Below are 25,749 nucleotides of genomic sequence, written 5' to 3' on the forward strand. Positions count from 1 at the left end.
GGCTAAGGGCTAAGGGGGGAGGGCTAAGGGGGAAAGGCTAAAGGCAAATGGTTCCTCGTATCACCGTATGGGATATCGGTTTTCGACACGCTTTGCGGTGCGCACGGTTCACCCTGCGAGCCATCGATGCGCTCGTGAATTGTAGGGTGCGGCCCCCGCACCGCGAGGCGTAACGCGTGGCAGCGGCTTTTGTCTTTTATGGTCCCTCTCCTCACCCCAAGGCATCCTTTAACGCTCCGACGCCTCGCCTGATGGTATTTTTATCGAGATTCCCGTATCCAATCACCAGCGTGTCCCTGTGCTGGCCCGGCACGATGTTGTGGTGTGAGACAGGGTAGACCCGGGCCCCGTGAGCCTCGATGCGGGCAAGGCGTTTTTTCGTGAAGGGGATGTCCTGGAACCGGGCCGAAAGGTGGAGGCCTGTGTCGCTTCCCAGGATGCTTACGCGGTCGCCGAAGGCCTCCGTGAGGGCGTTTACGGTGGTCAGGCGTCTTTGGCGGTAGAGTTTCTTCATTTTTGAGAGGTGTCTGAGGTAGTGCCCCCGGGTTATGAACTCGGCCAGGGCAAGCTGGGAGGCGGTGTCATTGTGAAGATCGCTTTGCCATTTCAGGGTCCTGGCAGGGGTGATGAGCTCCTTTGGAAGCACCAGGTAGCCGGTGCGAATGGACGGGCAAAAGGTTTTGCTGAAGGTGCCGATATAGATCACTCGCTCCGGGCAGAGCCCGTGGAGGGAACTGATGGGCGGACCGTCAAATCGGAATTCGCTGTCGTAATCGTCCTCAACGATGAAGGCCCCTGTGGCCTCTGCGTAATGCAGCAGGTCGATGCGCCGTTGAATGGGCAGGGTACCGCCCATGGGAAACTGATGTGACGGGGTCACGAAAACAAAGGCGGGGGATGGGCCCTGGGGCAGGCGTTCGGTGATGATGCCCGCATCATCCACCGGCACCGGGAGGATTTTACCTCCATGGCTCCGGACGATGTGCTGGATATCCAGGGTGATGGGGTCTTCGAGGATCGCCTCCCGACGTTTCCGGAGCAACAGGGCGCAGACAATGCCGATGGCCTGGGTCGTCCCCGAGGTGATGACCACCTGATCCGGGTGGCAGCAGACCCCTCGCCGTTCCACCACATGGCGACAGATCGTTTCTCGAAGCTCCATGCGTCCCTCGGGGTGCCCATAGGCAAGCACCTCTTCCGGGGGGCTTGCGTAGACCTGTTTCAGCATGGAGAGCCAGGTGCGGGTTGGGAACAGGCGAAGGTCCGGCGTCCCCGATTTGAAATCAATTACCCCGGAAGTACAGTCGGTTTTCGGGGCGATCGGTGGTGTTTCCGGGGGCCCGAGTGGGGATGTGGCCGGATACACACTCCCCGGTGCGATATAGGTGCCGGAACCGGTTTTTGATTCGGTAAACCCTTCGGCATAGAGAAGGTCATAGGCTTCCAGAATCACATTCCTCGAAACCCCGAGGCGCTCAGAAAGCTCACGGCTGGAAGGCAGGCGGGTGCCTGCGGGGAGCTCTCCGTCCAAAATGCGCCGCCTGATCTGTTCATAGACCTGGCGGATCATGGGAACCCTTGAACACTTATCCAATGTCAGCCAGAGCATGGCCGCCTCCTTATAAATGGCCCTATGAAAATTGAGTGGCCCTATGAAAATGGGCCAAAAGTGGATCTTTTGTAAACCACTTGCGCTGGAGTAAGGTACACGCATTTTCATTTGCCGTCAAAGGAGGCTTTTCATGCGTTACCCCAACTCGTTTCACGGACAGGTCAAGGGTATGGCCCAGTTGGTCATGGCCATGGTTCTGGCAGGCAGCTCCGTGGTGGTGGGAAAATCCCTTACGGAGGCCCTGCCGGTTTTTATGATCGCTTTCAGTACCCTGCTCGTGGCTTTCCTTGTGTTGCTGGCCCCGGCCCTTGTCCGGTGGCGTGAGATTGTCGCATTAACACCTGACCAATGGGTGTCTCTATTTATGCAGGCCCTGTGCGGTATCGTTCTTTTTCGGGTGCTTACCCTCTATGGCCTGCAGCATACCGGAGCCGTGCAGGCGGGGGTGATTCTGGGAACCACACCGGCTGTTCTTACGGTGTGTGCGGCCCTCTTTCTCGGGGAGCACCCCACCCCGTTCGGGATGATGGGGGTAGGGCTTGCGGTGATCGGCATGATGGTTCTGAATCTTTCTTCAGGACAGCCCGGTGGGGAGGGGCATCTTTCGGGAAGCCTTTTGGTTTTTGGGGCGGTGGTGGCTGAAGCCCTTTTTACCATTTTCAGGAAAAAGGTGGCCCATGAGATTTCTGCAGTGACCAATACCTTCGGTCTGGTGCTGATCAGCCTGGTGATGATGTGTCCCTTTGTCGCATGGGAGTTCAGGGTTTACAATCTCCTGCCTGGTGTGCAGGCCTTTGCGGGCATTGTCTACTACGGTGTGTGCGCAACGGCCATGGCTTATCTGCTATGGACCCACGGCGTGGGCAGGGTCAGCGCCGAAGCCGCCGGGGCTGCCACAGCCGCCATGCCCGCCAGCTCCGTTCTCCTGGCCGCCCTCGTCCTTGGGGAGCCCTTGGATCACCGGCACCTTCTGGGGTGCAGCATGGTGATGGCCGGGATTGCCTTCAGTACCCTGTTCAAAAAGAGGGGCTATGTGGGCTGCGTTGAGTGAGCCGGGGCTGTTTTTTATGACATATCCGGGCTAACCCGGATATGCACTCGGTTCGCCCGAAGGGTGAGAAAAGCGACCCAAAAACTCGGCTTTTGTCGTTTATGGTACTTGCCACACCGCAAACGATACTGGTTTTCGAGACGTTTTGCGGTGCGCACGGCGTACTCTACAGGGTGTCGGTACGTTTCGCGAATCGTAGGGTGCGGCCCCCGCACCGCCAGGCTTAACGCGGGCCATGGGCTTTCGAAGTGTTTTCGCCACCCTCGCCGCCGGAGGCTTGCTTTTGACCATAGAGTGCCTTCAGTCCCGGGGGCCGGTCATGGTCTCGGGTTTCACCAGTGCGTCAAATTCGTCTTCGGTGACCCATCCGCTGGAAAGGGCGGCTTCCCGCAGGGTGCATCCCCGGGCCATGGCCTCTTTGGCGATGGACGCGGCCTTGTCGTAGCCGGTGTGGGGCACCAGGGCGGTGACGAGCATGAGGGATTGTTCCATGAGCTCTGCGATGCGGCGGGTGTTGGGCTCGATGCCTGTGATGCAGTGGCGGGTGAGGCTCTCCGCCGCATCGGATAACAGTCCGATGGACTGCAGGACGTTGTGGGCGATGACCGGCTTGAAGACGTTGAGCTCAAAATGTCCCTGGGCCCCTGCAATGGTTACGGTGGCGTGATTGCCCATGACCTGGGCGCATACCATGGTCATGGCCTCGCACTGGGTGGGGTTGACCTTTCCCGGCATGATGGAGGAGCCCGGTTCGTTCTGGGGAAGGGAGAGTTCGCCCAGGCCGGAGCGGGGACCGGAGCCTAAGAAGCGGATGTCGTTGGCGATTTTGTTGAGGCTGACAGCCAGGGTGTTGAGGGCCCCGGAGGTCTCCACCATGGCGTCGTGTGCTGCCAGGGCTTCAAATTTGTTGTCCGCCGTGACAAAGGGAAGCCCCGTATAGGTTGCCACCTCTTCTGCAAAGGCCTCGGCAAAGCCCATACGGGTATTTAAGCCTGTTCCTACGGCGGTGCCGCCCTGGGCCAGGGGGTAGAGGCGCTTCAGGCTGTCTTTGAGGCGATCTTTTCCGAGGCGAACCTGGGCGGCGTAGCCCGAGAATTCCTGGCCCAGGGTGAGGGGGGTGGCGTCCTGCAGGTGGGTGCGCCCGATTTTGACGATACCCTCCCATGTTTTGGCCTTGCCGGACAGGGCGGCATAGAGGCTGTCCAGGGCGGGGAGGAGGCGGTGGTGAAGCTCTTCTACGGCGGCGATGTGCATGGCCGTGGGAAAGGTGTCGTTGGATGATTGGCCCAGGTTGCAGTGGTCGTTGGGGTGAATGGGGTCCCTGGCTCCCAGGGCGCCCCCGAGCCGCTGGTTCGCAAGGTTTGAGATCACCTCGTTGGCATTCATGTTGGATTGGGTGCCGGAGCCGGTCTGCCAGATCACCAGGGGAAAGTGGTCGTCCATCCCGCCTTCAATGACATCCCGGGCCGCATCTACAATGGCCGCAGCTAGGGTTTTGTGGAGCGTTTTCTGTTTGAGGTTGGCAAGGGCCGCACACAACTTGACGATGCCCAGGGCCCGTATCATGGCACGCGGCAGGCGTTCGTTTCCGATGTTGAAGTATTGCAGCGAGCGCTGGGTCTGGGCTCCCCAATAGGCGTCGGCCGGGACGGCAATGGGGCCGAAGGTATCGGTTTCCTGTCGGGTCTCGGTCATGTTTTTTTCTCCTTGGTTGGTGATGGGCAGGCCGGAGCCGTGTCTGGAAGGGGGGAGGGGCGTGGTGTCCGGGTTGGAAGGCCTTACAACTATACTGCGACTTGGAGGTAACTGTAAAGTTTCGAGATATCGATGAATCAAGACTTGGATAAGGGCTATGCCCTAAAATAATAATACATAACGATACTCCGCCTTAAATTCGTTATGTGTCGAAGCAACGATAAAAAAATCATGCTGAGGACTTATGGGATGATCCCGTCATGTGTAATTTAGTCTTGGCATGGCCCTAAAACGACAGGCAAGAGGAGCAAAGGGGATGTGAATGCAAAGCAGTAAACCAAGGCACTCGAACAAAACCGGGCCCCAAAGTCTGTTTGCCAGACCCAGCCCATAGAAACGGGCAATCGTTTGGCCCCCGGCAGGAGTGCCGGAGGCAAGGGGCCGCTGAGCCGTTTCCTTCTTTTTACGGAACCCAGGTCACGATCCCGTCATCGGGCTGTGCGTCTTTCCAATGCCAAAACGCGTCGACATCCCGCACCCCGTCAGCAATAACGGCTTTGTATATCTGGATGCCCATCACTTTTTTCTCTGGGGGGATGGCGTCCTTGATGGTGAGGATGGCTTGGCGGGTTTCCGGGGTCAGCACCTGGGAGATGCGCTCGGCCACACGCTCGAAGTAGCCGACGTAGGGAGAGTCCTCAAGGATGTGGATCATGTCGATCTGCCAGGACTGGTTTTCCTCGTCTTCGTAAAAGGCGTGCCACTCGATGCACTTGTCCTCTGCCTCGATGAGGTTGGTGTAGGAGATGGACTTGATTCGAGGGTTCTCGGCAAGTCGTGCCATGGCTGAAAAACTGTCCGAGAGGCTGAAGGGGGCCGAGTAGATGTGGAAGTCGATGTCCCGGTTGTTGATCAAAAGCCCTGTTTGAAGCGAGCCGACCAGATTGATCGTTGCTCCGATGGAGGTCCATATGTCCATGAGCTGAGTGTCTTCAATGATGGCCCGGGCTTTTTGTTGCATGCTTTCCGCAGTCTGTAAGATACGTTCCATGGCGTTACTTTCCTTCGGTCTGGGGTCCTGTTTCAGGACCTGTGCTTTGTTGTCTTTATGTGCCCGGATATTTTTATACTGCCCCGCGAAAGCAGACAATAAAAAAAGCCCGTTCCCATGGTAACCACGGAAACGGGCTTTGTGCTTTGGCGTCACTGCTTTTTTATTCAGGGCTGATGCATTGGCCTGGCAGTGAACAGAGCACGCTGTGCAGCAATGGGCTATTCGGCGTCCAGGGCCATGGCGATGTCTGCGCCGCACTGGAAGGCATCGGCGCCCACAGAGTTCGGGAGCAGGGTATACCCGCCGAGCTTGTCGCCTGTCTGGGCCAGCTCATGGAGCTGGTCGTAAGTTGCCTCCACGGCCAGGGTACCGTCGTGGGTGGCGGTGATGTAATTTCGGGGGATATAGACGCGCTCAACGGAGACACGAACGCGTCCGTCATCGCACTGCTTGGCCTTTACATCCAGGACCCTGCCTTCGCCGTTGGTGAAGTAGGTGTCTGCACCGCCGTTCTGGTTCAGGGAAGCCATGGCCAGCTCATGGAGCTGGGTTCCTTCCTGGGCAACCCGCCCGAACATGGCGCCCATGCATCCTGCGTATGCCTGTGTGCTGATGAGGGTGAAGGCGCAGAGCGCGAGAAGGGCGGATGCCAGACCTGATTTTTTATATACTCGTGTAGTCATGGTTGTGAACCTCCTGGTTCTATGGGTGATCTAAACGCTGTATCGCCATGGCAGGGTTTTGACACCTTGTTGTCCATTTCGGCGATATGCGGTGATTGACGTGGCATGTTGCCAACCTGAGAGATGTTATACGCGGTTGATTTGTTGGCATGAAGGGGGTAAATAATCATTTACTAATTGCATTTTTTGCAATTACTGGTGCGGGCCAGGGGCTTCTTTCGGCAACCTGCTGAAATGCTTGGTAAGCACGGATGCGTTCCTGGGCAAGGGTGATCGCTAAACGTGTCGGGACAGGCCGGTTTCGGGGTTGTCGCAACACCGGAGGGACGATGAAAGGGCGCTGACAAGGGTGTTTTGCCCGAATGGCGTGACCCTGTCAGTACGGGGGCTCAAAGGAATTCGGGCGGAAAAGTCAACGAAAAGGCAATGGGGATGTTCTCCAGGGAGCGGCATGGCAATGGAAACCAATGAACAGATTTTTCTGAGGGTGGTGGAGGCAGGTAGCCTCAAAGCGGCGGCTGAGCATCTGGGGGCGGACCCGTCGTCCGTGAGCCGGAAGGTGGCGGCCCTGGAGGCCCGGCTCGGGGTGAAGTTGCTCCAGCGGTCCACCCGGCGGTCGATTCCCACGGATGCGGGGAAACGGTATTATGAGGGCATGCGGCGGCTTGTGGACGAGCAGGCTGCCCTTGAGGCGTGCGTGGCCCACGAGAAAGATGTCCCCAGGGGGCTGCTTCGGGTGACGGCTCCCAACAACATCGGCGACGTGCATGTGGCCCCGGTCTTGACGGGCATGGTCGATATGTATCCGGATTTGAAAGTTGAACTTATCCTGACAAGTGAGATCCAGGACATGGGCGAGAAGGGGATTGATGTCTCTATCTGTATCGGCAACCTTCCCGACTCCAACCTCATCTGCCGGAAATTGATTGATCTGCCCGTGCTGCTTATTGCTTCAAAGGCATATCTGGAAAAGCGCGGCACCCCGAGAAAACCGTCGGACCTGCCGGGCCACGATTTTCTTTTTTTTAACCGCATGCAACGGGATACCCCCCTTGAGTTTACCGGACCGAACGGGCCTGAAAAGGTGAAGGTATCCTCCAAATTCATCGTCAACAGCGCCTCGGTGATTCGTAAGCTCAACCGGGCCGGATTCGGGATCAGTCTGGGCAATCCCCGGGCTTTCAAGGGGTTGCTTGACAGCGGAGAGCTGGTCCAGCTGTTGCCCGAGTACACCCTTGAGCCCTATCCCCTGTATGCCACCTATGTGTCCACGGCCTTTGTCCCGGCCAAAATCCGACGATTCGTGGACCTCATGGCTGCGTACTCTGCCGAGGAGTTGACCGGGTGGGGCATGCTGGAGACATAGCGGACAAGATGTCGTTTATTTCTCGACAGCTTCTGGGAATATGCTTTCCGGTGGTGTGTTTTACGGCTTGTCTATGCCGTATACCTGCCGTGGTGCAAGGTGATCTGGAAACCTGTCCATAAGGGCGCGGCGGACAAGGGTGCAACAGTGGCATTCATCCACATACCCTTGGTCCAGCTCGACTCCGTAGTGTTCTGCCAGGCCTGTCGGCCCCCGGCTTAAAAGGGGGCCGCAGATGGGATGGGAGGTTGCGACATAGCTGCGCACCAGGTGTGAGAGGGGATGCTGCCACATGTTACCCATGCTTATTCCCTGGCAGATGTGGACATGTCCGTAGCAGTCCACATGGACCCTTGATGGGGTTTCCAGTTTTTCATGGGGGCATGTGGTGAAGTGTCGAGCGGGCCTTCGGGGTAACCCTTCTGCGAGTGTATCAACAGCCCGCCCCCTGAACATGGCACCGCCCCCAATGACAGGCGCTCCTGTGGCCTGTGCCTGGCCGGGGGCGGACTCGACAAAGGGTTTTTCAATGCAAATGGGGGCGGTGGGGATGCCCAGCCTCTGAGCTGCAGCCAGACCGCGCCCGGCAGGATTGTCTTCCATTCCATAGTGAAACGAATCGTTACTGATTCTGAGGTCCGCCACGCCAAGCTCCGCCAGGGGTTGAAGCAGTATGTCTGCGTCCTCATCGGACACCGCACCATAGATATTTGTTACGACTCCGACCTTAAAGCCCATACTTCGTGCAAGCCTGATTCCTTCAAGCAGGGAGGGATAAAATAAAAACGGCTCTCCGCCTTCGAAGTATATCCATTCCACACCGTCGATCTTTTTTGATTCATCCAGTACGGAACGAATCTGGGCCAGAGTCATTGTCCCTTTCGCCCTGGGCCCAGAGTAGAGAAAGCAATGGTCACACTCCAGGTTGCATGTGTATGTCATGAGGATGTGGATTCCTGTCAACATGGCTTTGCCCTTTTGGCTGTTGTATGGCAGGGAATGAAGAAAGGCTACGGGTTAACGTTTCCACAGCCTTGGCGAAGGTCCATGGGACGAGAACGTCACAATGGTGTTCGGCAAGACTTTGTATCCACTATGGCGCAGGGGCAAAAGGGAGCCCCCAAATATCCGGGTCAGGAATTTATTGTTCGTGTAAACCCTGCAATCTCCTCAAACAGCTCAATATCCGGGGCCTCGCTCAAGAGGTCTTTGCACTGTTTCAGGAGGTTCTGGAGGTATGGCGTTGTCATGTGGTCGTTACAGGCCTGCTGGTCTTTGTACTTTTCATAAAACAAAAATCGGCCCATGTTCTCCTGGGACCGGTGAAGGGTATACACAATGGTGTCTTTTTCAGTCTGGACGCTGGGGATAATGCCTTTGAGACGTTCTTCCAGTGAACGTTCCATGCCGGGTTTTGCCTGAAGTATTGCCTTGATAACAATCATGATCGTCCTTTGCCACACAGGCAATCTGGTTGCCCGTGGCTTTCATGGTGGATGGGTGGGGGAGGGGCTGTGCGCTGTTTAGCCATATGAATCGTCTCTACGTTACCGCATATCCACAAAAAGAACAAAGGGCTGGTAAGGGTGGGGCCGCACGATTAATTAATCGGGGCTGGTTCGCTTTTGAGCGAGTGATGATTACTCTATAAATCCGCGATCTCGCATCACGTTTTCTTTCTGGAAACATGCCATACCCGTTTTCATTTTCCGGAACCCGAGGGATTGATAGAACCCTTCTTTGCCCGGCGACGCGTACAAAAGGATGTTGCAATGCGATAGTTCGGCTAACAGACCATTCATGATTATTTTCCCGATTCCCTTGCCTTGATATTCGTCACGAACCGCACAGTCATATATGGCTGCCTGATAGGTACCATCAGATATGGCGCGGCCAAACCCGATTAACCGCGTTTCATGATAGACAAACACAGTCGTATGGCTGGCTTCAAATGCCTTTTGATGGATTTCGGGTTCGTAGAAAGCCATATTGACGCTTTTTAATGTGTCCGATACGGCTTTCCAGTCCACACCCTCGCAGCTTGACGTTACATCAATATTCATATTCATTCCTGTGCCTTTAAACCGCCGTCAACTTTTCCCATTCACTTCTCATGATGATGTGATGGTCAATCGTGTGGTCCGTAAACAAGACGCCGTCCAGATGATCGATTTCATGCTGGAAAAGTTCGGACAAATCGTCCGTGAAGGTTTCATTGATCTGTTCCCGGTCCTGGTTCCAGTACTGAACGTGGATGGATCGATGTCGGCGGGTCCGGCAGAAAAAAGCGACATCGGCACTGAAGCAGCTGTCCCAGACGTCGAAGGTTTCGGGGCTTTGGGAAACGATCCTGGGGTTGATCATCACGATTGTTCGTCCTTCGGACTCCAGGTAGACTATCCGTTTCAGGCAGCCGACTTGGGGTGCGGCAATGGCCCTGCCAATGCCCTCTTTCTTCTGGAAAAACCGGAGGGTGTCCCTGAGGTCTGCGATGTGACCTTCCACATTGTCCCGCTCAAAATCAATCTCTTTCGATTTTTTTCTGAGGGTCTCATTGCCAAGCATAAGAATGTCTCTGACTGTCATCACTCTATCCTTTCACGATGCACCGGGTTTCATGCCGCCCGTCTTGCCGAGAGCAGGTTTTACAAAGAACAAGACTACCCTTATCCCGGATATTTTATGAAAAAAACAACCAGCCAAAGCGAAAATCATATGATTTCGGAAAGGCTATAATAAAAAAAGTCAGCTGTTCAGAAAATGCAAAATGTAAATCAGGGTTTGCTGTTTGATTTTCTCACCCGACTCGTGACATATCCAGGTTATGTCTCAATAGCCGTATTTTCAATAGAAATGAAGGGAAAGGCCACCCCACCGGATTATTTTCGTGCCGCATGCACACATATCCAAGCCGGTGGTCGTGGGGCAGGAAAAATGCAGCCGTGTTTTCCTGCCCCCGATGTCCTGTTTTGGTGTGGACGTTAATTGAGGTACAGGCGGGTCACCTGATCTGCGAATTCAGGAATAGATGCGTGCTGGTTCGACAAGTCCCGTATCTGCGCCACAGCCTGTGGTTGATCCTTTGTCGGAATATCCAGCAGGGTGAACAGTGATGCCACATACTCGCCTGTGTCGGAGTTCAGTTCCGTGACAATGTTCTGATATGCCGTGACGATGTATTTTTCGGCTTCGGCCTTTTTGCTGATGGGTTGTGTCTTTCCGGAGGCGACGGGAGAGAGTGTGATGAAGTATTGAGACGGCGAGTATTCGGTGACCGAGCCCGAGAATCCGTCCGTTACGGAGCCTAAAACCCCGCCAAAGACAATGTTTCCCCAGAACCAGCTGTCCAGGCGTGTTGTCAGGGTCATGTGTTGAGGGCTGTATCCCTGTTTTTCAAAGACAATGGCCTGGCCCGGCTTTTTCTTGAGCAGCATTGTGAAAGGGGTTTGGCCAAGGACCCTTCCGTCTAATATGACAGACGCCCCGGCGGGAACCGACGTAAAGCTCACCTCCTGGGTCGGGCCTTTTACGATGGTTGCGCATCCGGTCAGGAGCAGGAAAATGGAGATACCGGTAAGAGAAATACAACGGCGTGTAACATGTTTCATACGGAATGGTCCCTCAACTGTTCAGTTTTATAAATGCCGGCATGGAGTGTTATCCCCTTGATGCCTTAAAAAGAAACAGGTTTCCCCAACCCGGATATTTCACGAGGCGAGAGCACCCATATTCAAGGCATCGGAGCTGCAGATGTGGTGGCTTACCTCAAGGCTCTTCTGCCGACTCGTTTCCATGCAGCTTCTATAGGTAAAATACCATCTGTTATCAATGTAGAAATAGGAAAGTTCGCTTTGCGGGTGCACTGATTAACGGGGAGGAAACGACCTGGTGAGGAGGCCCTTTTCTGATTTCACTGGCTGGCCATGGTGGGGGACGTCTCTGTTGTTTGTCTCGTTATGTTCTTTTGTCCATGACGATCTCGTGATTGCATCGGGGGTGGAATATGGTGTAATGCCTTCAGTATACGATTGCGCTCTGGGTGAAAGGTAAAATCGCCATGTCTTCAGAGGCAAAAGTCCCATGGGCCTGTAACGGCATGTTTCCGTGATGGCACCTGGGTACTGAGATTGGCTGAAGCGTGTTTTTCGACGTGCTTGCTTGCGAAACGAGGAGTTATCCTCTTTAATTGGTTGTGAAAAACATTGTTGACACGCTAAAATAACAAGTGTTATATAATATTTATTATTTAAAAGAGGGACTATGCCGCGGAAGACCAGGTTTGCCATTGAAGACATTACCCAGGCCGCCCTTGAGGTGGTTCGCAGGGGCGGAGTGGAAAAGCTGACAGCCCGAACCATCGCAACGGAATTGAATGCCTCCACCATGCCGATCTACTCATGTGGCAGGACCATGGCAGAGATTGAAGAGGCGGTGGTGAAAAAGGCATGGGAGGTTCTGGAGGCATTTCAGGACACCCCGAGAAGTGGTGATGTCTATCTGGATATGGGCTTGGGGTATGTTCTGTTCGCCAAAGAGGAGAGGCATCTTTACAAGTGCATTCACAGCGACAAATACCCGGGGATCAATACGGTCATGGCCGAGGAGAACCTGAAGCGCAGCATGGACAGAATTGCTGATTACCCGCTTCTAAAGGGCATCCCCGACGACATCAAAGAGACCGTTTTGATTCAGGGGTGGATATACTCCCATGGATTTGCCGATTTGATGCTGAGCCCCCTGACACAGAATATGCGAGGGCTTGAGACCGAGGCCCAGATCGTCGACTCCTTTATCAAAGCCAATGGGATGTACTGGGAGGGCCTTAAAGGGGTGGTGGAGAAACATCGCCGACCGTAATGCACCGGGTCACTTTAAAGGCCCGGTTTTTGGGAGGCGTACTCTTTGAACCGCGTAATAAATGTGTGTTATTTCGCATCGGAGCGAGTGTTTCCATAAATACAGGTAGTCATCACGTGGATCTGTGGGATATTTGGTTGTTCGGGATCCGGTAAGTATGATCGGCGTATTGGGAAGGGGGTTCATTACCTCCAACATTTCATATTGCAACCTTGCCTGGGTACAATCTGAAATCGTGTAATTCCCCAATCCATGCACCGTGGCTCCTTGCCGGGTCCCTTTTTGAAAAAAGCTCCGCAAAAAACTTTTCTAAGGCACCCGCGCTACGTTTTGATCGCCCTTCAGGGCGATCAAAACGTAGCGCGGGTGCGAAAATGTCGAAATTGTTTCGGCGTAGCCTGGAAGGCTTACTTAAGACCTGTTTGTCAAACTTTTTAAAAGTTTGGCCCCCGGCAGGGCCGCCGGAGGCAATTTTGAGCTGAATCGTTACGTCGGTTTTCTCCTTTTATGACGCCCAGGCCTTGGGTCTTGGGGGGGCTAAAAAGGGATGCATGGTTCATCCGTAAAAACAGGATCGGCAAGCCCCATGCTCATCACCCCACACACCCGAGGCTCGGGTCCTGGGCGGCCGGACGCCTCCGTTCCCGTTTCTTGTGCTTCACCTGGCACAGCAGTGTTTTGTAAACCGGGAACCCGGAGATCTCGTCGTACTGGTTCAAGTCGGTGAGCACGTTGACGTTGGCATTCTGCCACGCCTCGGTCCCCAGGGGGCCGCCGCCTCCCACGGGGGCGTACACAAAACCTTCCATGATCTTGTCGGTGACATAGGCCCTCATCACCACCGAGCCCCGGGCTGTCTTGATGATGACGGTGTCTCCGGTGGTGACCCGGCGTTTTTCGGCGTCTGCCGCATTCATTTCAATGACCGGGTAGGGGTATTTCTCCATGAAGCTCGGGATGGCCCGCAGGCAGGATTTCATGTCGGGTTTGAAGGGGCCGGTTCCCAGGATCAGCGGGTACCGCTTGTGCAGCTTCGGGTTGCTGACCGGGGTCTCAACGGACTCTTCATATTTGGGCAGGCCCTCGTAACCATGCTGTTCAAGCACCGTGGATTTGATCTCGAATTTACCCGACGGGGTCTCAAACCCCGGTTTGCCGTCGCGTCGAAGCAGGCCCTTTTCCCATTTCCGGTAGGCCATCTTTTTTTTGCCGTTGCGGAGCACATGTTTGTCCGCCTGTTTCAAGTCCTCCACGGTAAAGCCGGTTCCATCGAGGATGTAGTGCAGCAGCTCTTCCTGGCTCTGGGGGTAGAGGTGGCCGTAGCCCAAGCGTTCGGCCAATTCTGCCAGGATCTGGTAATTGGGCCGGGCTTCACCCACGGGCTCTGTCAGTTTTTCCCGCAGCCGGATGGCGTTTCCGTAGTAACAGTAGGACTCCTGTTCAAAGGCCGTGGTGGCGGGCAAGACGATATCGGCGTAGGCCGCATCCCGGGTGAGCTGGAGATCGATGGTGACCAGAAAGTCCAGGGCCTCCAGGGCTTCCTTCCAGACCCCCGGGTCGGGCCATGAGGTCAGCAATGAGGCCCCCATGACAAACATGGACCGTATCTTGTAGGGCTCTCCTTCCAGGATGGATTTCGGGAGGAGGGCGGCGTGGGGCTCGCCCCCGCAGTAATGAGAATAGACAGGAAATTTCCCGCTGCCGATGGATTTGTCATAGCCGGGGGTCTCCAGCTGGCCCTTTCGGTTCAGGTGAAGGCGATTTTCCAACCTTGCAAAACAGCGCCCCCCTTCCACATCCAGTTGGCCTGCCAGCGCCCACAACACCATCACCGCCCGGATGTTCTGCACCCCGCTTTTGGTGTACTCCAGCCCTGTGTACATGATGTAGCTTGCGCCTTCGGCGTCGGCGATGCTTTCGGCCAGGGTTTCGATGGTTTCTTCGTCGATGCCCGTGACGGCGGCAACGTGGTGTGGCGTAAACTCCTTCACATACGCCGCGAACTCATCAAACCCCAGGGTCCAGTCTTCCACAAATTCTTCGTCGTAGAGGTTGTCCCGGATGAGGATATGGGCAAGCCCTAAGGCCAGTGCCCCGTCCGAGCCTGGCCGGATGGGGAGCCACGTGCTGCCCGCAAGGTCTGCTGCTTTGGTTCGTCTGGGGTCGATGACAATGATCTCGGCTCCTTCCTCTGCGGCCGTTTTCAGCCGTTCGAACATCTCCGGCGGCGTGGAGGAGGAGGGGTCGGTGCCCCACACAAGGATCAGGTCCGAATTGTCCACGTCCGAGAACATATCGATGTGCAGGCATCCCATGGTGAGCTTGGGGGCCAGAACGCCCAGGGCGGTGTAACACGGGGCGCCCACGCCAAAGGAGTTGGGAGACCCGAAGGGAAACAGCACGCTGCTGGCCAGGTAGATCTCCGATCCCTTGAGTTGAAAGACGTCTTTGAAAGATCGCTCATAGGTCCCTGTCCCTGCATAAAAACCAACCGCCTCCGGGCCGTGGGTTTTCTTTGTCTCCTTCAGCTTGTCCACGATGATCTCAAAGGCTTCGTCCCAGCTTATTTTTTCGAACTCATGGGTGCCTTTGGGGCCCACCCGCTTAAGGGGGTGGGTGAGCCGCCGCTCGGAATAGATGATCTCTTTGACGCTGTCCGCCATGGGGCACAGGATGCTGCCTAAAGGCGCCTCGGGGTCCGGCTCCAGGTGCTCGATTTTGTTGTTGTCGTCAAAATGCGCAATGACCCCGCAACCGGGGCTATGGAAACAGATGCCGCAAATTCCGGGTTTTGGATCCACTGTGCTCATCTCCTGTTTTGCTGTCTGACCCCCACCACGAACTGGGAGGTGATGTGTTCCCACAGGTTTTCTGTCTTCCGGATTTTCCAGTTTACATCGCCTTGGTCAACGATCTCGAAGGGAGGATGGAAGGTGCCGCCCCCTTCGGACATCAGCCGGATGATGTTGTCGATGCCCCGGCCTTGAAACGGCCCTTCGGTGCGGCCGCCCATCCACACCTCAGGATGTGAGACGGCTTCATCCCAGGAAAAGGGGTCGGAGAAGACAAACATGGCGTTGTCGTCTTTGAGAACGTGATTGATGTTGGCCAGATGTTGCCTGGGATGGGGTACTTTTTCCAGGACGTTGACCGAGGTGGCCGTGGAAAAAAGGGTGGGCCGGAAGGGCAGGGCCATGGCATCGGCCACCACAAACTCCACACGATCTTCGTGCCAGCCCGGATCCAGGTCACAGCTCCTGCGTTCCGTGAGGTGGCCTTCCACGATGAGGTCGAACTCCAGGCGTTTTTCGGTCAGGAGCTGCCGCGCCTTTTTGATGAACGACAGGGAGGTGTCCATGCCCACCACCCGCGAGTGGGTCCTGCTCAATTCAAAGGAGAGGCGCCCTACGGAGCACCCGATATCAAGGGCCCATCCGTCTGTCTCGGTAAAATACGAAGACCAGGTCCTGTAGGCATCTGTGGCGTTCGTGCCGTTGAAAAATTCGGCAAAATGGCTCCACAGGTACGCCGAGAGCATGGCTCTGGAGTTGTATCCGGCATCATCGGACAGCAAGCCCATGCTGCGTTCCGGCAGGAGCACGGCAACGCCTTCGTGGATCCCGTAGGTCCGTCGGCAGCCCACGCACGTCAGCTCGCCTTCCAGCACATCGTCGCCCGTTTCGCGCGTGACGCTAAGGGTTAAGGGGTTTTCTTTCGAAGCACACTCCGGACAGATCAGCTTTTCATGCAGCCATCGTTTCATATGCGCCTTTTTGCGGCCCTTTGGAGGCATGCTCCGGGGCCGAACCGTTGCCCCGTCACGTTTCAGGGGATGATCAGGTAAGGGGGTGGGTGACGAACCTTCAGGCGAAGGTCCGGTGTGGTCGCCGGAAATCGCTCGCCACAGGTGGATACCGCAAGGTGGCACAGATCCTCAGCACCGATGGGCAGTTGTCCCACCCCGGGTTTACTGGTTGTTATGAAGGATTGTTATGGTTTTGGATATGATTGCAGGATGTTGCAAGTTGTCTCTACCATCTCACAGACGGCCGGAAAAAGTCCAGCAGAAAGAGCCCTTTCCCCAGGTTTGGTTGTGGTGGCCCACTTGTGGCAGAGAGTAAACGGAAGGGATAAAAAAAGGCCCCCTGGAAATAAATCCAGGGGGCCTTTATATATTAAATCATGCTGCACTCACTTAAAGGAGCACGATTTTTTTGCTACTGAACGGTGACGTTGGTAGCAGAAGGACCTTTGGGGCCCTGCTCGATGCTGAAAGTAACGCGGTCACCTTCGTTGAGGGTTTTGAAACCTGAAGCGTTGATGCCTGAGTGGTGTACGAATACATCGGGGCCGTTTTCCTGCTCGATGAATCCAAAACCCTTGCTCTCGTTAAACCATTTTACGATTCCATTGTTCATTGTGACTTTTCCTTAAAAATTAAATGATGTTTGTTGCATGTTCGAAACTTTCAGGTCTGGCCACTTCTTCAAATGGAAATTCCTTTGATAACGAAACACAAGCCTCCACATGAGGCAGTAACGCTGCGGAGTATCCATGGGTTTGCGTAAGGTGTCAATAAAAAAGTGGAAATTTATTTTTTTAAACGGTTGGCCACACGTGTAATTGGTTGACATAAAAGGGTTCCCCCGGGTTAATCGCACCAGAAAATAGTGAGGTCGATTCAAGGGTTCTCCGTGGATTTTACAAAAGATCTTTCCCTTAGTGTCGGTATCGTTCCCCCCCTCTGACGATGATAAATCCTAGGGTGCAGCCCCCGCACCGTAATAAGGATCAATGCACGTCCCCGCATGGCTGCCGCCAGCCGCCGGAGAGCCGTCCGTCAATCCCCTCAATTTCTCGCCCTCACGTAACCGCCCGGGCCGTGTCATCCCGTAGGGTGCGGCCCCCGCACCATAAAAGGCTCAATTCACGGCCCCGCATGGCTGCCGCCAGCCGCCTGAGAGCCGTCCGTCAATCCCCGCAATATCTCGCCCTCACGTAACCGCCCGGACCGTGTCATCCCGTAGGGTGCGGCCCCCGCACCGCAAAAGGTTCAATTCACGGCCCCGCATGGCTGCCGCCAGCCTCCGGAGAGCCGTCCGTCAATCCCCTCAATTTCTCGCCCCACGTAACCGCCCGGGCCGTGTCACCCCGTAGGGTGCGGCCCCCGCACCGGAAAAGGTTCAATTCAGGTCCCTGCATGGATACCGCCAGCCGCCTGAGAGCCGCCCGTCAATCCCCGCAATAGTTTATCCCTTATATTACGTGACCCTGAAAACATCGGGATGCTTTTCGGTGGCCCATTCGTGGCAAAGGTCGCTCAGGTACTGTTCCAGCTCGGGGCTTTTGATATCGGAAGGGACAACAAGGTCTGTTGCCGGGCGACGCTTTCCATCCGTTCCCAGATAGAACAGCGCCCATGTGTTCTCTTTTCGTAGCGCCAGTACGGTCCTGCCAAACACATTGAATGTGATTTTTTCGTCCATTTCCATCTACCTCAGTCCGTAACCCTCAGTCGGCAGGCCACTGAGCCCACATTGCTTATCATCAGGAAACCATCGGTGACCCCGCATCCTTTTCCCGCGATCTGGGTGGGCGTAAACGGCTCAGGTTTCACCTCTGGCCGGATCCAGGATGCCCAGTTTAAAGGTTTCCTTCTTCTCTTCAGCCACAATCATGACTTTTTCACGTATGGCGTGCCCGTAAATATCGGGCGCCAAAATCCCTGTCCAAGGTGCATGGTGCGATGCGCAGAGCGAATGTGCATGCAATTCCTTTGAATTCATACCATGAAGGGCATGGACCGTTTCGGAGTGAAAAGATAATTCCGGGCTCCATTCGTCGTTGCCTTGCATGAGACATGAACATAGCAAATGATAATCGAGGTGGGGACCGGTTGCAACGCAGTTTTTTGACGTCAGAAGGGAGCGGTGTTCAGGTGCCGCCAGGCGTCAGACCCGGAAAAGGAACAAAGGCTGTCTTTGGTCGGGTGGGTTGTATCACCCTGATTGAGCTGGCTTTATAGATAGGGTATGTGGCGCTGTGAATTTTTTTTAGTTTGATTTTCAAAACACTTGATCTTCAAATGAATGGTCGGTATAGAGAGGGTGTGCCGGGATTGTTTTTCCTGCGCCGGCACAGATGACATGCATGTTCTGCGACGATAGATAAGAGAGAAAACAGACCGCGAAAAAGAGGAAACGCTATGATCGGACGGTATGCAAAACTCAATGTGTATCAGGAGATTTTTAAATCATCGGATTTTATCCGTGTGGCGGGCGGGGCGCTTTTGATCCCCGTGGCCCTGTTGACGGGAATGGTGAACCAGCAGGGGCTGGTGGCCTCGCTGAACCTGAGGGACCTGGTTCTTATTTTGTCGGTGGCGCTGAACGGCCTGCCCATTATCGTGGACGCCGTCAAGGGGATCATGGCCCGGGAGGTGAATGTGGACGAGCTGGTGAGCATCGCCATCATCGCCTGCATGCTCACGGGTAATTTTCTGGAGGCTGCCGTGGTCAGCGCCATCATGGTGGTGGGGGCCCTCATTGAAGAGGCGGTGAGCGACAGCGCCCGGCACGCCATCGAAGAGCTGGTGGAGATGACCCCGGCCACTGCCACCCTTGTCAAAGAGGGCGGCGAGGTGCAGGTAAAGGTGTCGTCCATCCGTCAGGGGGACCGGCTGGTGGTGCGAAGCGGCGAAACCATCGCCGTGGACGGGGTGATCCGTGAAGGGGCCACCTTTGTGGATGAAGCCGCCATCACCGGGGAGTCCATTCCGGTGAGCCGTTCGGAAGGGGACGAGGTCTACGCCGGAACAACGTGCGTGGACGGGTTCGTGACGGTGGAGGCCTTGCGTGTGGGCGAAGATTCCACCTTCGGAAAGATCGTCAAGATGATCCAGGCCGCCGAGTCGTCGAAAACCCGGAGCGCCCGCATCGTGGATGAGTACGCCAAGTGGTTCACCCCGGTGATCCTGGCCGGTGCGGTGCTGGCATTGCTTATTACCGGGGAGATCTCCCGGGCCATTACCGTGCTCATTGTGGGATGCCCATGCTCGTTTCTGCTGGCCGGACCCGTGACCTCAGTGGCCGCCATCAGCCGTGCGGCCAAAGAGGGCGTGCTGGTGAAGGGGGGCGGATTCCTGGAGACCATGGCCGGAGCCGATGCCCTCTTCTTCGACAAGACCGGGACCCTCACCAAGGGAGAGCCCGGCGTGGTGGAGGTTTTGCCCCAAGGGGACAGGCGGCCGGAAGAGCTCCTTGCCATGGCAGCGGCCCTGGAGACGGGGAGTGCCCACCCCCTGGCCCATGCGATCCTTGCCAAGGCAACCTCTTTGGGCTGCACTGTTCCCGCTGCCCGGGAGATCCAGTCCGAGGTGGGACGCGGCGTCTCGGGCAAAGTAGGGGACGCCCGGGTTGAGGTGATCTCCAGCGGCGCCAGGGGCGAGACAGGCCTGACCACCGTGGAGGTACGCGTGGATGGCGAGCTTTGGGGCTATCTTGGCATGGATGATGAGGCCCGACCCGAGGCCCAAGAGGTCATCCGGGCTGTGGCGGCCAAGGGCCTCGGGGATGTACGCATCCTTTCCGGGGACCGGGAACCGGCGGTCCGCCGCCTGGCAGACCAGGTGGGGATTTCACGGTGGCACGCCGGGTGCAAGCCCCATGAGAAGCTGGGCCTCATCGAGTCCCATGAAGGCTCGGGTCTGATCTTTGTGGGGGACGGGGTCAACGACGCCCCGGCCCTGAAAGCTGCAGGCACCGGCATCGCCATGGGCCTCCGGGGATCGGACGTGGCCCTGGAGACCGCCGACATCGTGCTGATGAACGACAAGCTGGAGACCCTTCCTTTCCTCGTGGACCTCAGCCGCAGGATGAGTCGCACCATCAAGGTCAACATCGCCCTGAGCTTCGGCATCAACCTTGTGGCCGTGCTCCTGGGCTTTGCCGGGGTGCTCACCCCCATCCTGGGGGCTGTGGCCCACAACATCGGATCCATTCTGGTGGTGGGGCTTGCCGCGTCATTGAGGTATGCAAGATAGGGGAGATAAGTTAACTCAGCCTGCATCTGCTGGTTATCAGGGTATTGAGGTGAAAAACGACATCTGAAGCTCTCTTGCCTTGCATATGAGTGCACCCGACTTGTGTAATACCCGGGTTAAACCCATGGCTGTCGAGTAACGATTTCACATTGGCCTGTATCGGGTGTCTGGTTACGACAGATGAATCAAACCGGGTGGCGTGCAGCTTATGAGGAGGCAGTTTTTCGGTAAATGGCTTTTCCGACACGATGGATGTGGGACCTCAGGGCGGGGCTTTGAAGGGTATTGTAGTGGATGATGTCGAAAAAGTAGGGGATGAGGGTCTCTTCTTCAAGAATATCCTTAAGCTTGAGGATCTCTTCGGGGGAGACCCCTTCACCTTTGACGGCGAGGTCTATATCGGACGCTGCTTTTTCGGTCCCTTTGGCACGTGATCCGAAAATCAGAATGGATTCCACACTCGGGAACCGTGCAGCAGCCATCTGGATGGCCATGATTTCCGATGGTTTTAATCCGAACCGTTTCATGGCGTGATCCTGGCCTGCAAGGTTGTGTAGAGTTTGGCGAGGTTGGGGAAGTAGGCTCTTCGAATACGTCGTTCAATTTCTTTGGCTGTGGATTCATCATAGGTGTGCACGGTCAGATTTCTATCTTTTAATGCGTTAAGCCAGGTTTCACCATCCTCGATCACTCCGGACTGAAAGGCTTGTTTAATGGCTGCCCGGGGGCTCTGTATATCATATCCTTCCGCATCCAGATAATCCTTCATCACCTTCCATGCCAACTCAAAGGACATTTCGTAGAACTGGATGAGCCCAGCCCGCTCAAGCCGTGACGGTTCATCGACGGCAACAGCCAGTTTTAACTCGGCAAAGGCTTTCTCAAAATGCTCGAAACGCTGAATCCAGCGGATATCTCCGGCGTCTTTTGTGGTCATGTGGTCTCCTGTCCAAGTGGTGGCATCCGTTTTCTTTATACCCTATATGGGCTGTGAATATCCACGGGTGATTTCGTGGTGATGCCGGTGGGCGGAGATATCCGCATGTGGGAAGGGATGATCACCCTCCGTTTGTCTTGTTCCAATTATCCACAAACTGCGCCGACTCCTTTAAGGTCTCCACGAACCACGGCACCTCCCATTCGGGGGTGCTGGAGTAGGTGTGGAGGATCTCCTCGTCGGTCATGGAGAGGATCTGGGTCCAGTTGTCCTGATTGGCGGCGTTTACCAGGCGGGTAATGAGGGCGTCGTCAAAGGGGCGCGTGGATTTCCACAGCCACACCGGCGGGTAGATTTTCATGCCGAAGACGGCAAAGAGGGTCTGGACGCCCCCGGTGGGATCCCGCTGTTCCGACGTGAGGTCAAAGGCCTGGTTGCTGACCTTCATGGTGGTCAAGTCCACCCCAAAGTCGTCCCGGTGACATTCGTTGGGATCGCCCTGGCCGAGGCTGAGGGTGACCTGTTCCACCCACCAGCTCGGCTTGTCCGCCGGGGCGTTGTACCGGAAGTTATCCAGGGAGTGGGTCATGAGCCACCCCATGAGGGTGTGGGTGTTGTCGTTGGAGGCCTCGGCCAGGGGCGGGTTGCCCCCCTGGCCCCAGATGTGCACCGGCCCCACGAAGTGGGCGCCCACCAGGTTGAAGAAGTAGTCGTAGCGCACCTTGCGGGAGAGGTGGCTGAGCATGACGATCTCCTGGTCATCGGCGTTGCGACCGGCCATGACCACGATGATGCAGGAGGTGGCGCTGTCCGAGTAGAGGTATTTTTTGTCTGTGTCGTTGAGGCGAACCAGGCAGTAATTGTCCTGGCTGACGTAGTGGAACCCTTCGGGAAGGGTCGTTGTGGGGGCAGAGGTGGTGCGTTTGAGGGTCAACATGGCTCGGGTCTCCTTATTTGGTGATGGTCATGGTCTGCCACGGTTTGGTCCGCGGGTTGCCGTTAATCACGTATTCGCACATCAGGCCGTTTTCCTGGGTGCTGAAGATCACCGAGGCCTGGGTGTAGAACTCACCGGGCTTGACTGCGACACGGCAGATCGAGAGCTCGGTTTCGCCGAAGTACTGATCCCGCAGGAGCTTGTGGACGCCGTCGTGGTTGGGTTGGAGCAGCAACAGCCGCTCGGCCCGCTCCAGGCGCAGGAAGGTGCTCTGGTTCATGGGGTAGGTGACGGAGGTGTTGAAGAGGCGGCAGTTGTTGGTGTTGGCAAAATAATCGGCCTTGGGGGAGAGGGTCAGGACCTCGGGCTTCCCGGTCTGGCCGACCACATCGCCCAGGCCGTTGAATTTAAAGTTGCCGATGGGGGAGTACTCCATGTATACGGCCTGGCTTGTGTCGGAGAACATGGCGATGTCTGCGGACTCAAAGGGCCCCGGGTGTTCGGCGTCGCCGTTTAAGTAGAAATCCGCCAGGGAGTTGGCCGCATCCTGGGCGTTGTCGTAATCGGCCACGGCCTTTTCGTAGGCCAGGAACAACGAGTCCACGGAGCTGTTCGATCCCTGGTAGGTGTTGGTGCGGACCAGGCGGAACGGGGAGTTGCTCTCCCGTGCTGTAAGCTCGCGCGTGTAGTTGTCCGCGGCGGTGAAGGTAACGCCGCTTGTATTGCCCCCGGCCCACAGGCCCGGTCTGCCCAGACGGGTGAGGGCCAGGTAGGTCCCGGCTTTTCCCTGCCGTTCTTCCGGGGGATAAAAGGTGGTGGGGTCGGTGAGATCGCACTGCTTGAAGGATCGGACAACGGATGCGTCAAACACGGTTCCAATGGTGCACATGGGGCTCTCCTTTCATGGTTGGCGTGGGTGGAAAAAAGCGGGACCCCGGGACCCGGGAGCAACATGCCCGGACCCGGGGGGAATTCCGGGTGCAACGGTCAAAACCCCCGGTAAAAAGGCGTCACCGGGGGGCGTTTGTCATCGCCTGCGGGCCATGGTGGAGAGCAGCAGGATCTCGGGTACCGACGGCACGGCAGCGGCCGCAGTCTCTGTTGACGGGGCGTAGATGGTGTAGAACACCTGGTTTGTGTCCATGTTGTACAGGGCCAGGGAGCCGTCGTTGCCGAGCTGGAGATAGGCGTTGTGGCCGATGGTGGCGGTGTTGGTGGCCCAGAGGGGCGTGTGGCTCATGTCGTAGAACACCAGGTTGTTGTCGGACTGCATCACCAGCCTGCCCTGGGCTCCCATGTCCTGGTGCCAGACCAGGGTGGGGTTGGAGGCGTCGCTGACATCGTAGATGGCCAGGGTGCCGTCGGTGGTGTTCTGGAACTGGAAGTTGCCGTTGATGGAGAAGAGGTTTTCACCCGGCGCCAGGTAGGCGTTCTGGTACCCTGAAATGGCGTAGTAGGGGGTGAGCTCTCCGGCAAGGCTCTGGCCCATGAGGTTCTCCACGTCGGCCATGGCCATGGACGGATCCCTGGCAAGGAGTACGATGAGCTTTGCCAGTCCCGCGATGGGGGTCATGTCGTGGCCGCTGATCACCCCGGCCTCCTTGAGCCATGCCCCGGTGGCGTAAGCGTTGTAGTTGACGTCTCCGGCAAGGACCTGGGTACAGTCCACCAGGATGATGCCATCACCGTGCATCTTTTTGAGGAGGTCCTGCATGGTCTGGTAGCTGGGGATATTGCCCTCGCCGTAGGCTTCGAAGATGATCCCGGCAAGGGGCGGGGAAACCTGGCTCAGCTGTGTGAGCATGGAGGTCATGAGGGACGGGTCCCCTTCGGTGTCCTCGTTGTAGTAGGCCGGAAAAATGAGGAACTGGATGACCGATTTATTGGTGATATTGGAGGCGATGGTGGCAAGGTCTGCGCCCACCTGCTCGTAGTTGGCGTCAAGGGCGTTTGCGCCCGGCAAGGGCAGGAGGAACTGGTTGTAGAGGGTGGGCAGGATGCCGAACTCTCCCAGGGCAGGGTAGTTGGGGGAGGAGAAGGCCACAAACTCACTGGCGTTGGTTTTGACCACCCGGTTGCCGCGGTAGAGGGTGTCGGCAAAGTAGAGGCACACCTCGTTGACCCCCATGGTGAGGAACTGGACGCTGCCCAGGACGTTGCGCAGGGCGTCGGTGTTAAAAAGAAAGGGGTAGGCCGAGGGGTCGCTTCCCTCCTGGATGAACAGGGGGAGCTGGGAGCCTGTTACCGTGATGGGCTTTGTGGTTCCGGGCAGGAGGAAAGAGAGGGCCGATGCGGTCCAGGCCATGGTGTCGGTGCCGTGGAGGACCAGAAAGGCGTCGTAGTCTTTGTAGTTGTCGAAGATGTTCTGGGCGATCATCACCCAGCCCGAGGGCTGCATGTTGGTGCTGTCCAGGGTGTGGTCGAAGTAGGCGATCTCCACGTCGGTGATGGCGGTCTGGCCCGTGATCATGGGGGTGACCTGGGCGGTGAAGGCTGTCTTGAAATCCTCGCCGGACATGGGCGCCAAGGGCGTTCCCACGGAGCCGATGGTTCCACCGGTGTAAAGGATGTAAAGCTTCATGATGCGATGTCTCCTTGTTTTTTTCTGTTGGTGTGGATGGCTTTTGCCGGTCAGATGATGTCCACCCCATCGCGGGGCACAAACATGTAGGCGTAGAAATCGTAGCTCACCACCATCTCCCGTATGTCTGTTTTGCTGATGGGGCCCTGGTTCACCGTCCAGTTGGCCGTGGCGGGGTCGGTGATGGGGTTGCCCGCGAAGTCGAAGTCCGTGACCTGATCGGAGCCGTCCTTCTGGGACCACATGGAGGTGGTCAGGTCGTCGCAACGGACCCAGTGGTAGTCGCCGGTCCACCCGATGCCGGGGTCTGCTTCGGAGATGAGCAGGGCCACGTAATGGCCCGGAGCCTCATCTTTGGCATGGGAATAGACGGCTTCAAGGGTTTGCCCCACCATGGACAGGCCGTCCAGCTCGGCCCCGTATGCCACATCCGAGCCCGTGAATTTTTTGGGGAGGGTGTAGCCGTTGAGACGCCCCGGCTGGGGAAACGAGTTGCTGGCGATGACGCAGCCGTAGGCATAGCAGTTGTTGTTGGGCTGGTATTTCGCGGACATGAAATAGCCCTTGCAGTCATGGGGCGGGTCGTAGGCAGTGGACTTGCCGAACACCGTCGGGGCGTACTGCGGGACGCTGCCGACGCCCTCCACAAAGACATAGTTCGGGGCGATCACATGGTCTTCCGGGGCCTTTTCTCTGAGGATGTGGAACTTGCTGTTCGGGTGAACGACGCCACAGAATTTAAGCCTTCCGACGCCGGTGGCAGCGTCTGATTGCATGGATGATGAACTCATGGGACCTCCTTTTTCAAGGTGGGCCCGGCCCCTTGTGAAGGGCAAACACCGGGGCGCAGGCCGTTGACAGGGCGCGGGAGCAGGTCCATAGCCCCTGCAATGCTCAAAGGGTGACGGGGCGCTTGGGCTGTTTACGCGCATGGT

At 56.6% G+C, this 25,749-nt stretch carries 24 protein-coding genes; 4 read left to right on the plus strand and 20 right to left on the minus strand.

All coding sequences use genetic code 11. The annotated features are described in order from the left end of the window. Positions 1 to 211 precede the first annotated feature (211 nt). Positions 212 to 1,609, minus strand: coding sequence for a MocR-like pyridoxine biosynthesis transcription factor PdxR (gene pdxR, locus MSL71_RS11140; RefSeq protein ID WP_180140235.1), 1,398 nt, complete (start codon positions 1,607 to 1,609; stop codon positions 212 to 214). 133 nt (positions 1,610 to 1,742) lie between these two features. On the opposite strand from pdxR, the gene MSL71_RS11145 reads away from it, so the two are divergent. Further along, positions 1,743 to 2,663 carry a DMT family transporter gene (locus MSL71_RS11145; RefSeq protein ID WP_180140237.1) on the plus strand — a complete coding sequence of 307 codons (921 nt, stop codon included), beginning with the start codon at positions 1,743 to 1,745 and terminating at the stop codon, positions 2,661 to 2,663. A 300-nt stretch (positions 2,664 to 2,963) separates the two neighbouring features. On the opposite strand, the gene fumC is transcribed toward MSL71_RS11145, so the two are convergent. The 3 genes from fumC to MSL71_RS11160 all read right to left on the minus strand — a co-directional run bounded on the left by fumC (position 2,964) and on the right by MSL71_RS11160 (position 6,095). After that, positions 2,964 to 4,358, minus strand: a complete 1,395-nt coding sequence (gene fumC, locus MSL71_RS11150) for a class II fumarate hydratase (protein WP_180140251.1) — start codon at positions 4,356 to 4,358, stop codon at positions 2,964 to 2,966. Between the two features lie 463 nt (positions 4,359 to 4,821). Continuing rightward, complete coding sequence (locus MSL71_RS11155) at positions 4,822 to 5,409, minus strand: phosphoglycerate mutase family protein (protein WP_180140253.1); 588 nt, start codon at positions 5,407 to 5,409, stop codon at positions 4,822 to 4,824. 221 nt (positions 5,410 to 5,630) lie between these two features. After that, positions 5,631 to 6,095 (minus strand): hypothetical protein, encoded by a 465-nt coding sequence (locus MSL71_RS11160; RefSeq protein ID WP_180140255.1) that lies wholly within the window; start codon positions 6,093 to 6,095, stop codon positions 5,631 to 5,633. 457 nt (positions 6,096 to 6,552) lie between these two features. Between MSL71_RS11160 and MSL71_RS11165 the strand changes: the two genes are divergently transcribed. Further along, the gene (locus tag MSL71_RS11165; protein WP_180140256.1) at positions 6,553 to 7,461 is read left to right on the plus strand and encodes a LysR family transcriptional regulator; all 909 of its coding nucleotides are present in this window, start codon (positions 6,553 to 6,555) and stop codon (positions 7,459 to 7,461) included. 60 nt (positions 7,462 to 7,521) lie between these two features. Here the strand turns inward: MSL71_RS11165 and MSL71_RS11170 are convergent, their stop codons facing one another. The 5 genes from MSL71_RS11170 to MSL71_RS11190 all read right to left on the minus strand — a co-directional run bounded on the left by MSL71_RS11170 (position 7,522) and on the right by MSL71_RS11190 (position 11,069). Further along, positions 7,522 to 8,403: a radical SAM protein gene (locus MSL71_RS11170; protein ID WP_180140258.1), complete on the minus strand. Its 882-nt coding sequence runs from the start codon at positions 8,401 to 8,403 to the stop codon at positions 7,522 to 7,524. A gap of 191 nt (positions 8,404 to 8,594) precedes the next feature. Next, positions 8,595 to 8,906, minus strand: a complete 312-nt coding sequence (locus MSL71_RS11175; protein WP_180140260.1) for a putative quinol monooxygenase — start codon at positions 8,904 to 8,906, stop codon at positions 8,595 to 8,597. Between the two features lie 195 nt (positions 8,907 to 9,101). Continuing rightward, positions 9,102 to 9,524 carry a GNAT family N-acetyltransferase gene (locus MSL71_RS11180; protein ID WP_180140262.1) on the minus strand — a complete coding sequence of 141 codons (423 nt, stop codon included), beginning with the start codon at positions 9,522 to 9,524 and terminating at the stop codon, positions 9,102 to 9,104. 16 nt (positions 9,525 to 9,540) lie between these two features. After that, on the minus strand, positions 9,541 to 10,047 hold the full coding sequence (locus MSL71_RS11185; RefSeq protein ID WP_180140263.1) for a peptide deformylase: 507 nt from the start codon (positions 10,045 to 10,047) through the stop codon (positions 9,541 to 9,543). Between the two features lie 395 nt (positions 10,048 to 10,442). Further along, the gene (locus MSL71_RS11190; RefSeq protein ID WP_180140265.1) at positions 10,443 to 11,069 is read right to left on the minus strand and encodes a PEGA domain-containing protein; all 627 of its coding nucleotides are present in this window, start codon (positions 11,067 to 11,069) and stop codon (positions 10,443 to 10,445) included. A 652-nt stretch (positions 11,070 to 11,721) separates the two neighbouring features. Here MSL71_RS11190 and MSL71_RS11195 point away from each other — a divergent pair. Next, complete coding sequence (locus MSL71_RS11195) at positions 11,722 to 12,318, plus strand: TetR/AcrR family transcriptional regulator (protein WP_180140267.1); 597 nt, start codon at positions 11,722 to 11,724, stop codon at positions 12,316 to 12,318. Between the two features lie 593 nt (positions 12,319 to 12,911). Here the strand turns inward: MSL71_RS11195 and MSL71_RS11200 are convergent. The 5 genes from MSL71_RS11200 to MSL71_RS11220 all read right to left on the minus strand — a co-directional run bounded on the left by MSL71_RS11200 (position 12,912) and on the right by MSL71_RS11220 (position 18,173). After that, a complete protein-coding gene (locus MSL71_RS11200) occupies positions 12,912 to 15,119 on the minus strand; it encodes a molybdopterin-containing oxidoreductase family protein (protein ID WP_246317768.1) in 2,208 nt (735 codons plus the stop codon). Positions 15,120 to 15,124: 5 nt separating this feature from the next. Beyond that, positions 15,125 to 16,081 (minus strand): class I SAM-dependent methyltransferase, encoded by a 957-nt coding sequence (locus MSL71_RS11205; RefSeq protein WP_180140272.1) that lies wholly within the window; start codon positions 16,079 to 16,081, stop codon positions 15,125 to 15,127. A gap of 454 nt (positions 16,082 to 16,535) precedes the next feature. Further along, the gene (locus tag MSL71_RS11210; RefSeq protein WP_180140274.1) at positions 16,536 to 16,736 is read right to left on the minus strand and encodes a cold-shock protein; all 201 of its coding nucleotides are present in this window, start codon (positions 16,734 to 16,736) and stop codon (positions 16,536 to 16,538) included. A gap of 843 nt (positions 16,737 to 17,579) precedes the next feature. Then, the gene (locus tag MSL71_RS11215) at positions 17,580 to 17,810 is read right to left on the minus strand and encodes a DUF7661 family protein (protein ID WP_218951008.1); all 231 of its coding nucleotides are present in this window, start codon (positions 17,808 to 17,810) and stop codon (positions 17,580 to 17,582) included. Positions 17,811 to 17,924: 114 nt separating this feature from the next. Next, complete coding sequence (locus MSL71_RS11220) at positions 17,925 to 18,173, minus strand: hypothetical protein (RefSeq protein WP_180140276.1); 249 nt, start codon at positions 18,171 to 18,173, stop codon at positions 17,925 to 17,927. A gap of 350 nt (positions 18,174 to 18,523) precedes the next feature. Here MSL71_RS11220 and MSL71_RS11225 point away from each other — a divergent pair, with 350 nt between their 5' ends. Further along, the gene (locus MSL71_RS11225; protein ID WP_180140278.1) at positions 18,524 to 20,359 is read left to right on the plus strand and encodes a heavy metal translocating P-type ATPase; all 1,836 of its coding nucleotides are present in this window, start codon (positions 18,524 to 18,526) and stop codon (positions 20,357 to 20,359) included. 206 nt (positions 20,360 to 20,565) lie between these two features. Here the strand turns inward: MSL71_RS11225 and MSL71_RS11230 are convergent, their stop codons facing one another. From MSL71_RS11230 to MSL71_RS11255, 6 genes are all read right to left on the minus strand, one after another. Next, positions 20,566 to 20,886 (minus strand): nucleotidyltransferase family protein, encoded by a 321-nt coding sequence (locus tag MSL71_RS11230; RefSeq protein WP_218951009.1) that lies wholly within the window; start codon positions 20,884 to 20,886, stop codon positions 20,566 to 20,568. Beyond that, positions 20,883 to 21,296 carry a nucleotidyltransferase substrate binding protein gene (locus MSL71_RS11235; protein WP_180140280.1) on the minus strand — a complete coding sequence of 138 codons (414 nt, stop codon included), beginning with the start codon at positions 21,294 to 21,296 and terminating at the stop codon, positions 20,883 to 20,885. The genes MSL71_RS11230 and MSL71_RS11235 overlap by 4 nt, the downstream gene beginning before the upstream one ends. 121 nt (positions 21,297 to 21,417) lie before the next feature. Beyond that, the gene (locus tag MSL71_RS11240; protein WP_180140282.1) at positions 21,418 to 22,233 is read right to left on the minus strand and encodes a hypothetical protein; all 816 of its coding nucleotides are present in this window, start codon (positions 22,231 to 22,233) and stop codon (positions 21,418 to 21,420) included. A 13-nt stretch (positions 22,234 to 22,246) separates the two neighbouring features. Further along, positions 22,247 to 23,122 (minus strand): hypothetical protein, encoded by an 876-nt coding sequence (locus MSL71_RS11245; protein ID WP_180140284.1) that lies wholly within the window; start codon positions 23,120 to 23,122, stop codon positions 22,247 to 22,249. A gap of 138 nt (positions 23,123 to 23,260) precedes the next feature. Further along, positions 23,261 to 24,814: an asparaginase domain-containing protein gene (locus MSL71_RS11250; RefSeq protein WP_180140285.1), complete on the minus strand. Its 1,554-nt coding sequence runs from the start codon at positions 24,812 to 24,814 to the stop codon at positions 23,261 to 23,263. A 50-nt stretch (positions 24,815 to 24,864) separates the two neighbouring features. Continuing rightward, on the minus strand, positions 24,865 to 25,605 hold the full coding sequence (locus MSL71_RS11255; protein ID WP_180140286.1) for a hypothetical protein: 741 nt from the start codon (positions 25,603 to 25,605) through the stop codon (positions 24,865 to 24,867). Positions 25,606 to 25,749: the final 144 nt, after the last annotated feature.

Source organism: Desulfoluna butyratoxydans (assembly GCF_900699765.1).
GTDB lineage: Bacteria > Desulfobacterota > Desulfobacteria > Desulfobacterales > Desulfolunaceae > Desulfoluna > Desulfoluna butyratoxydans.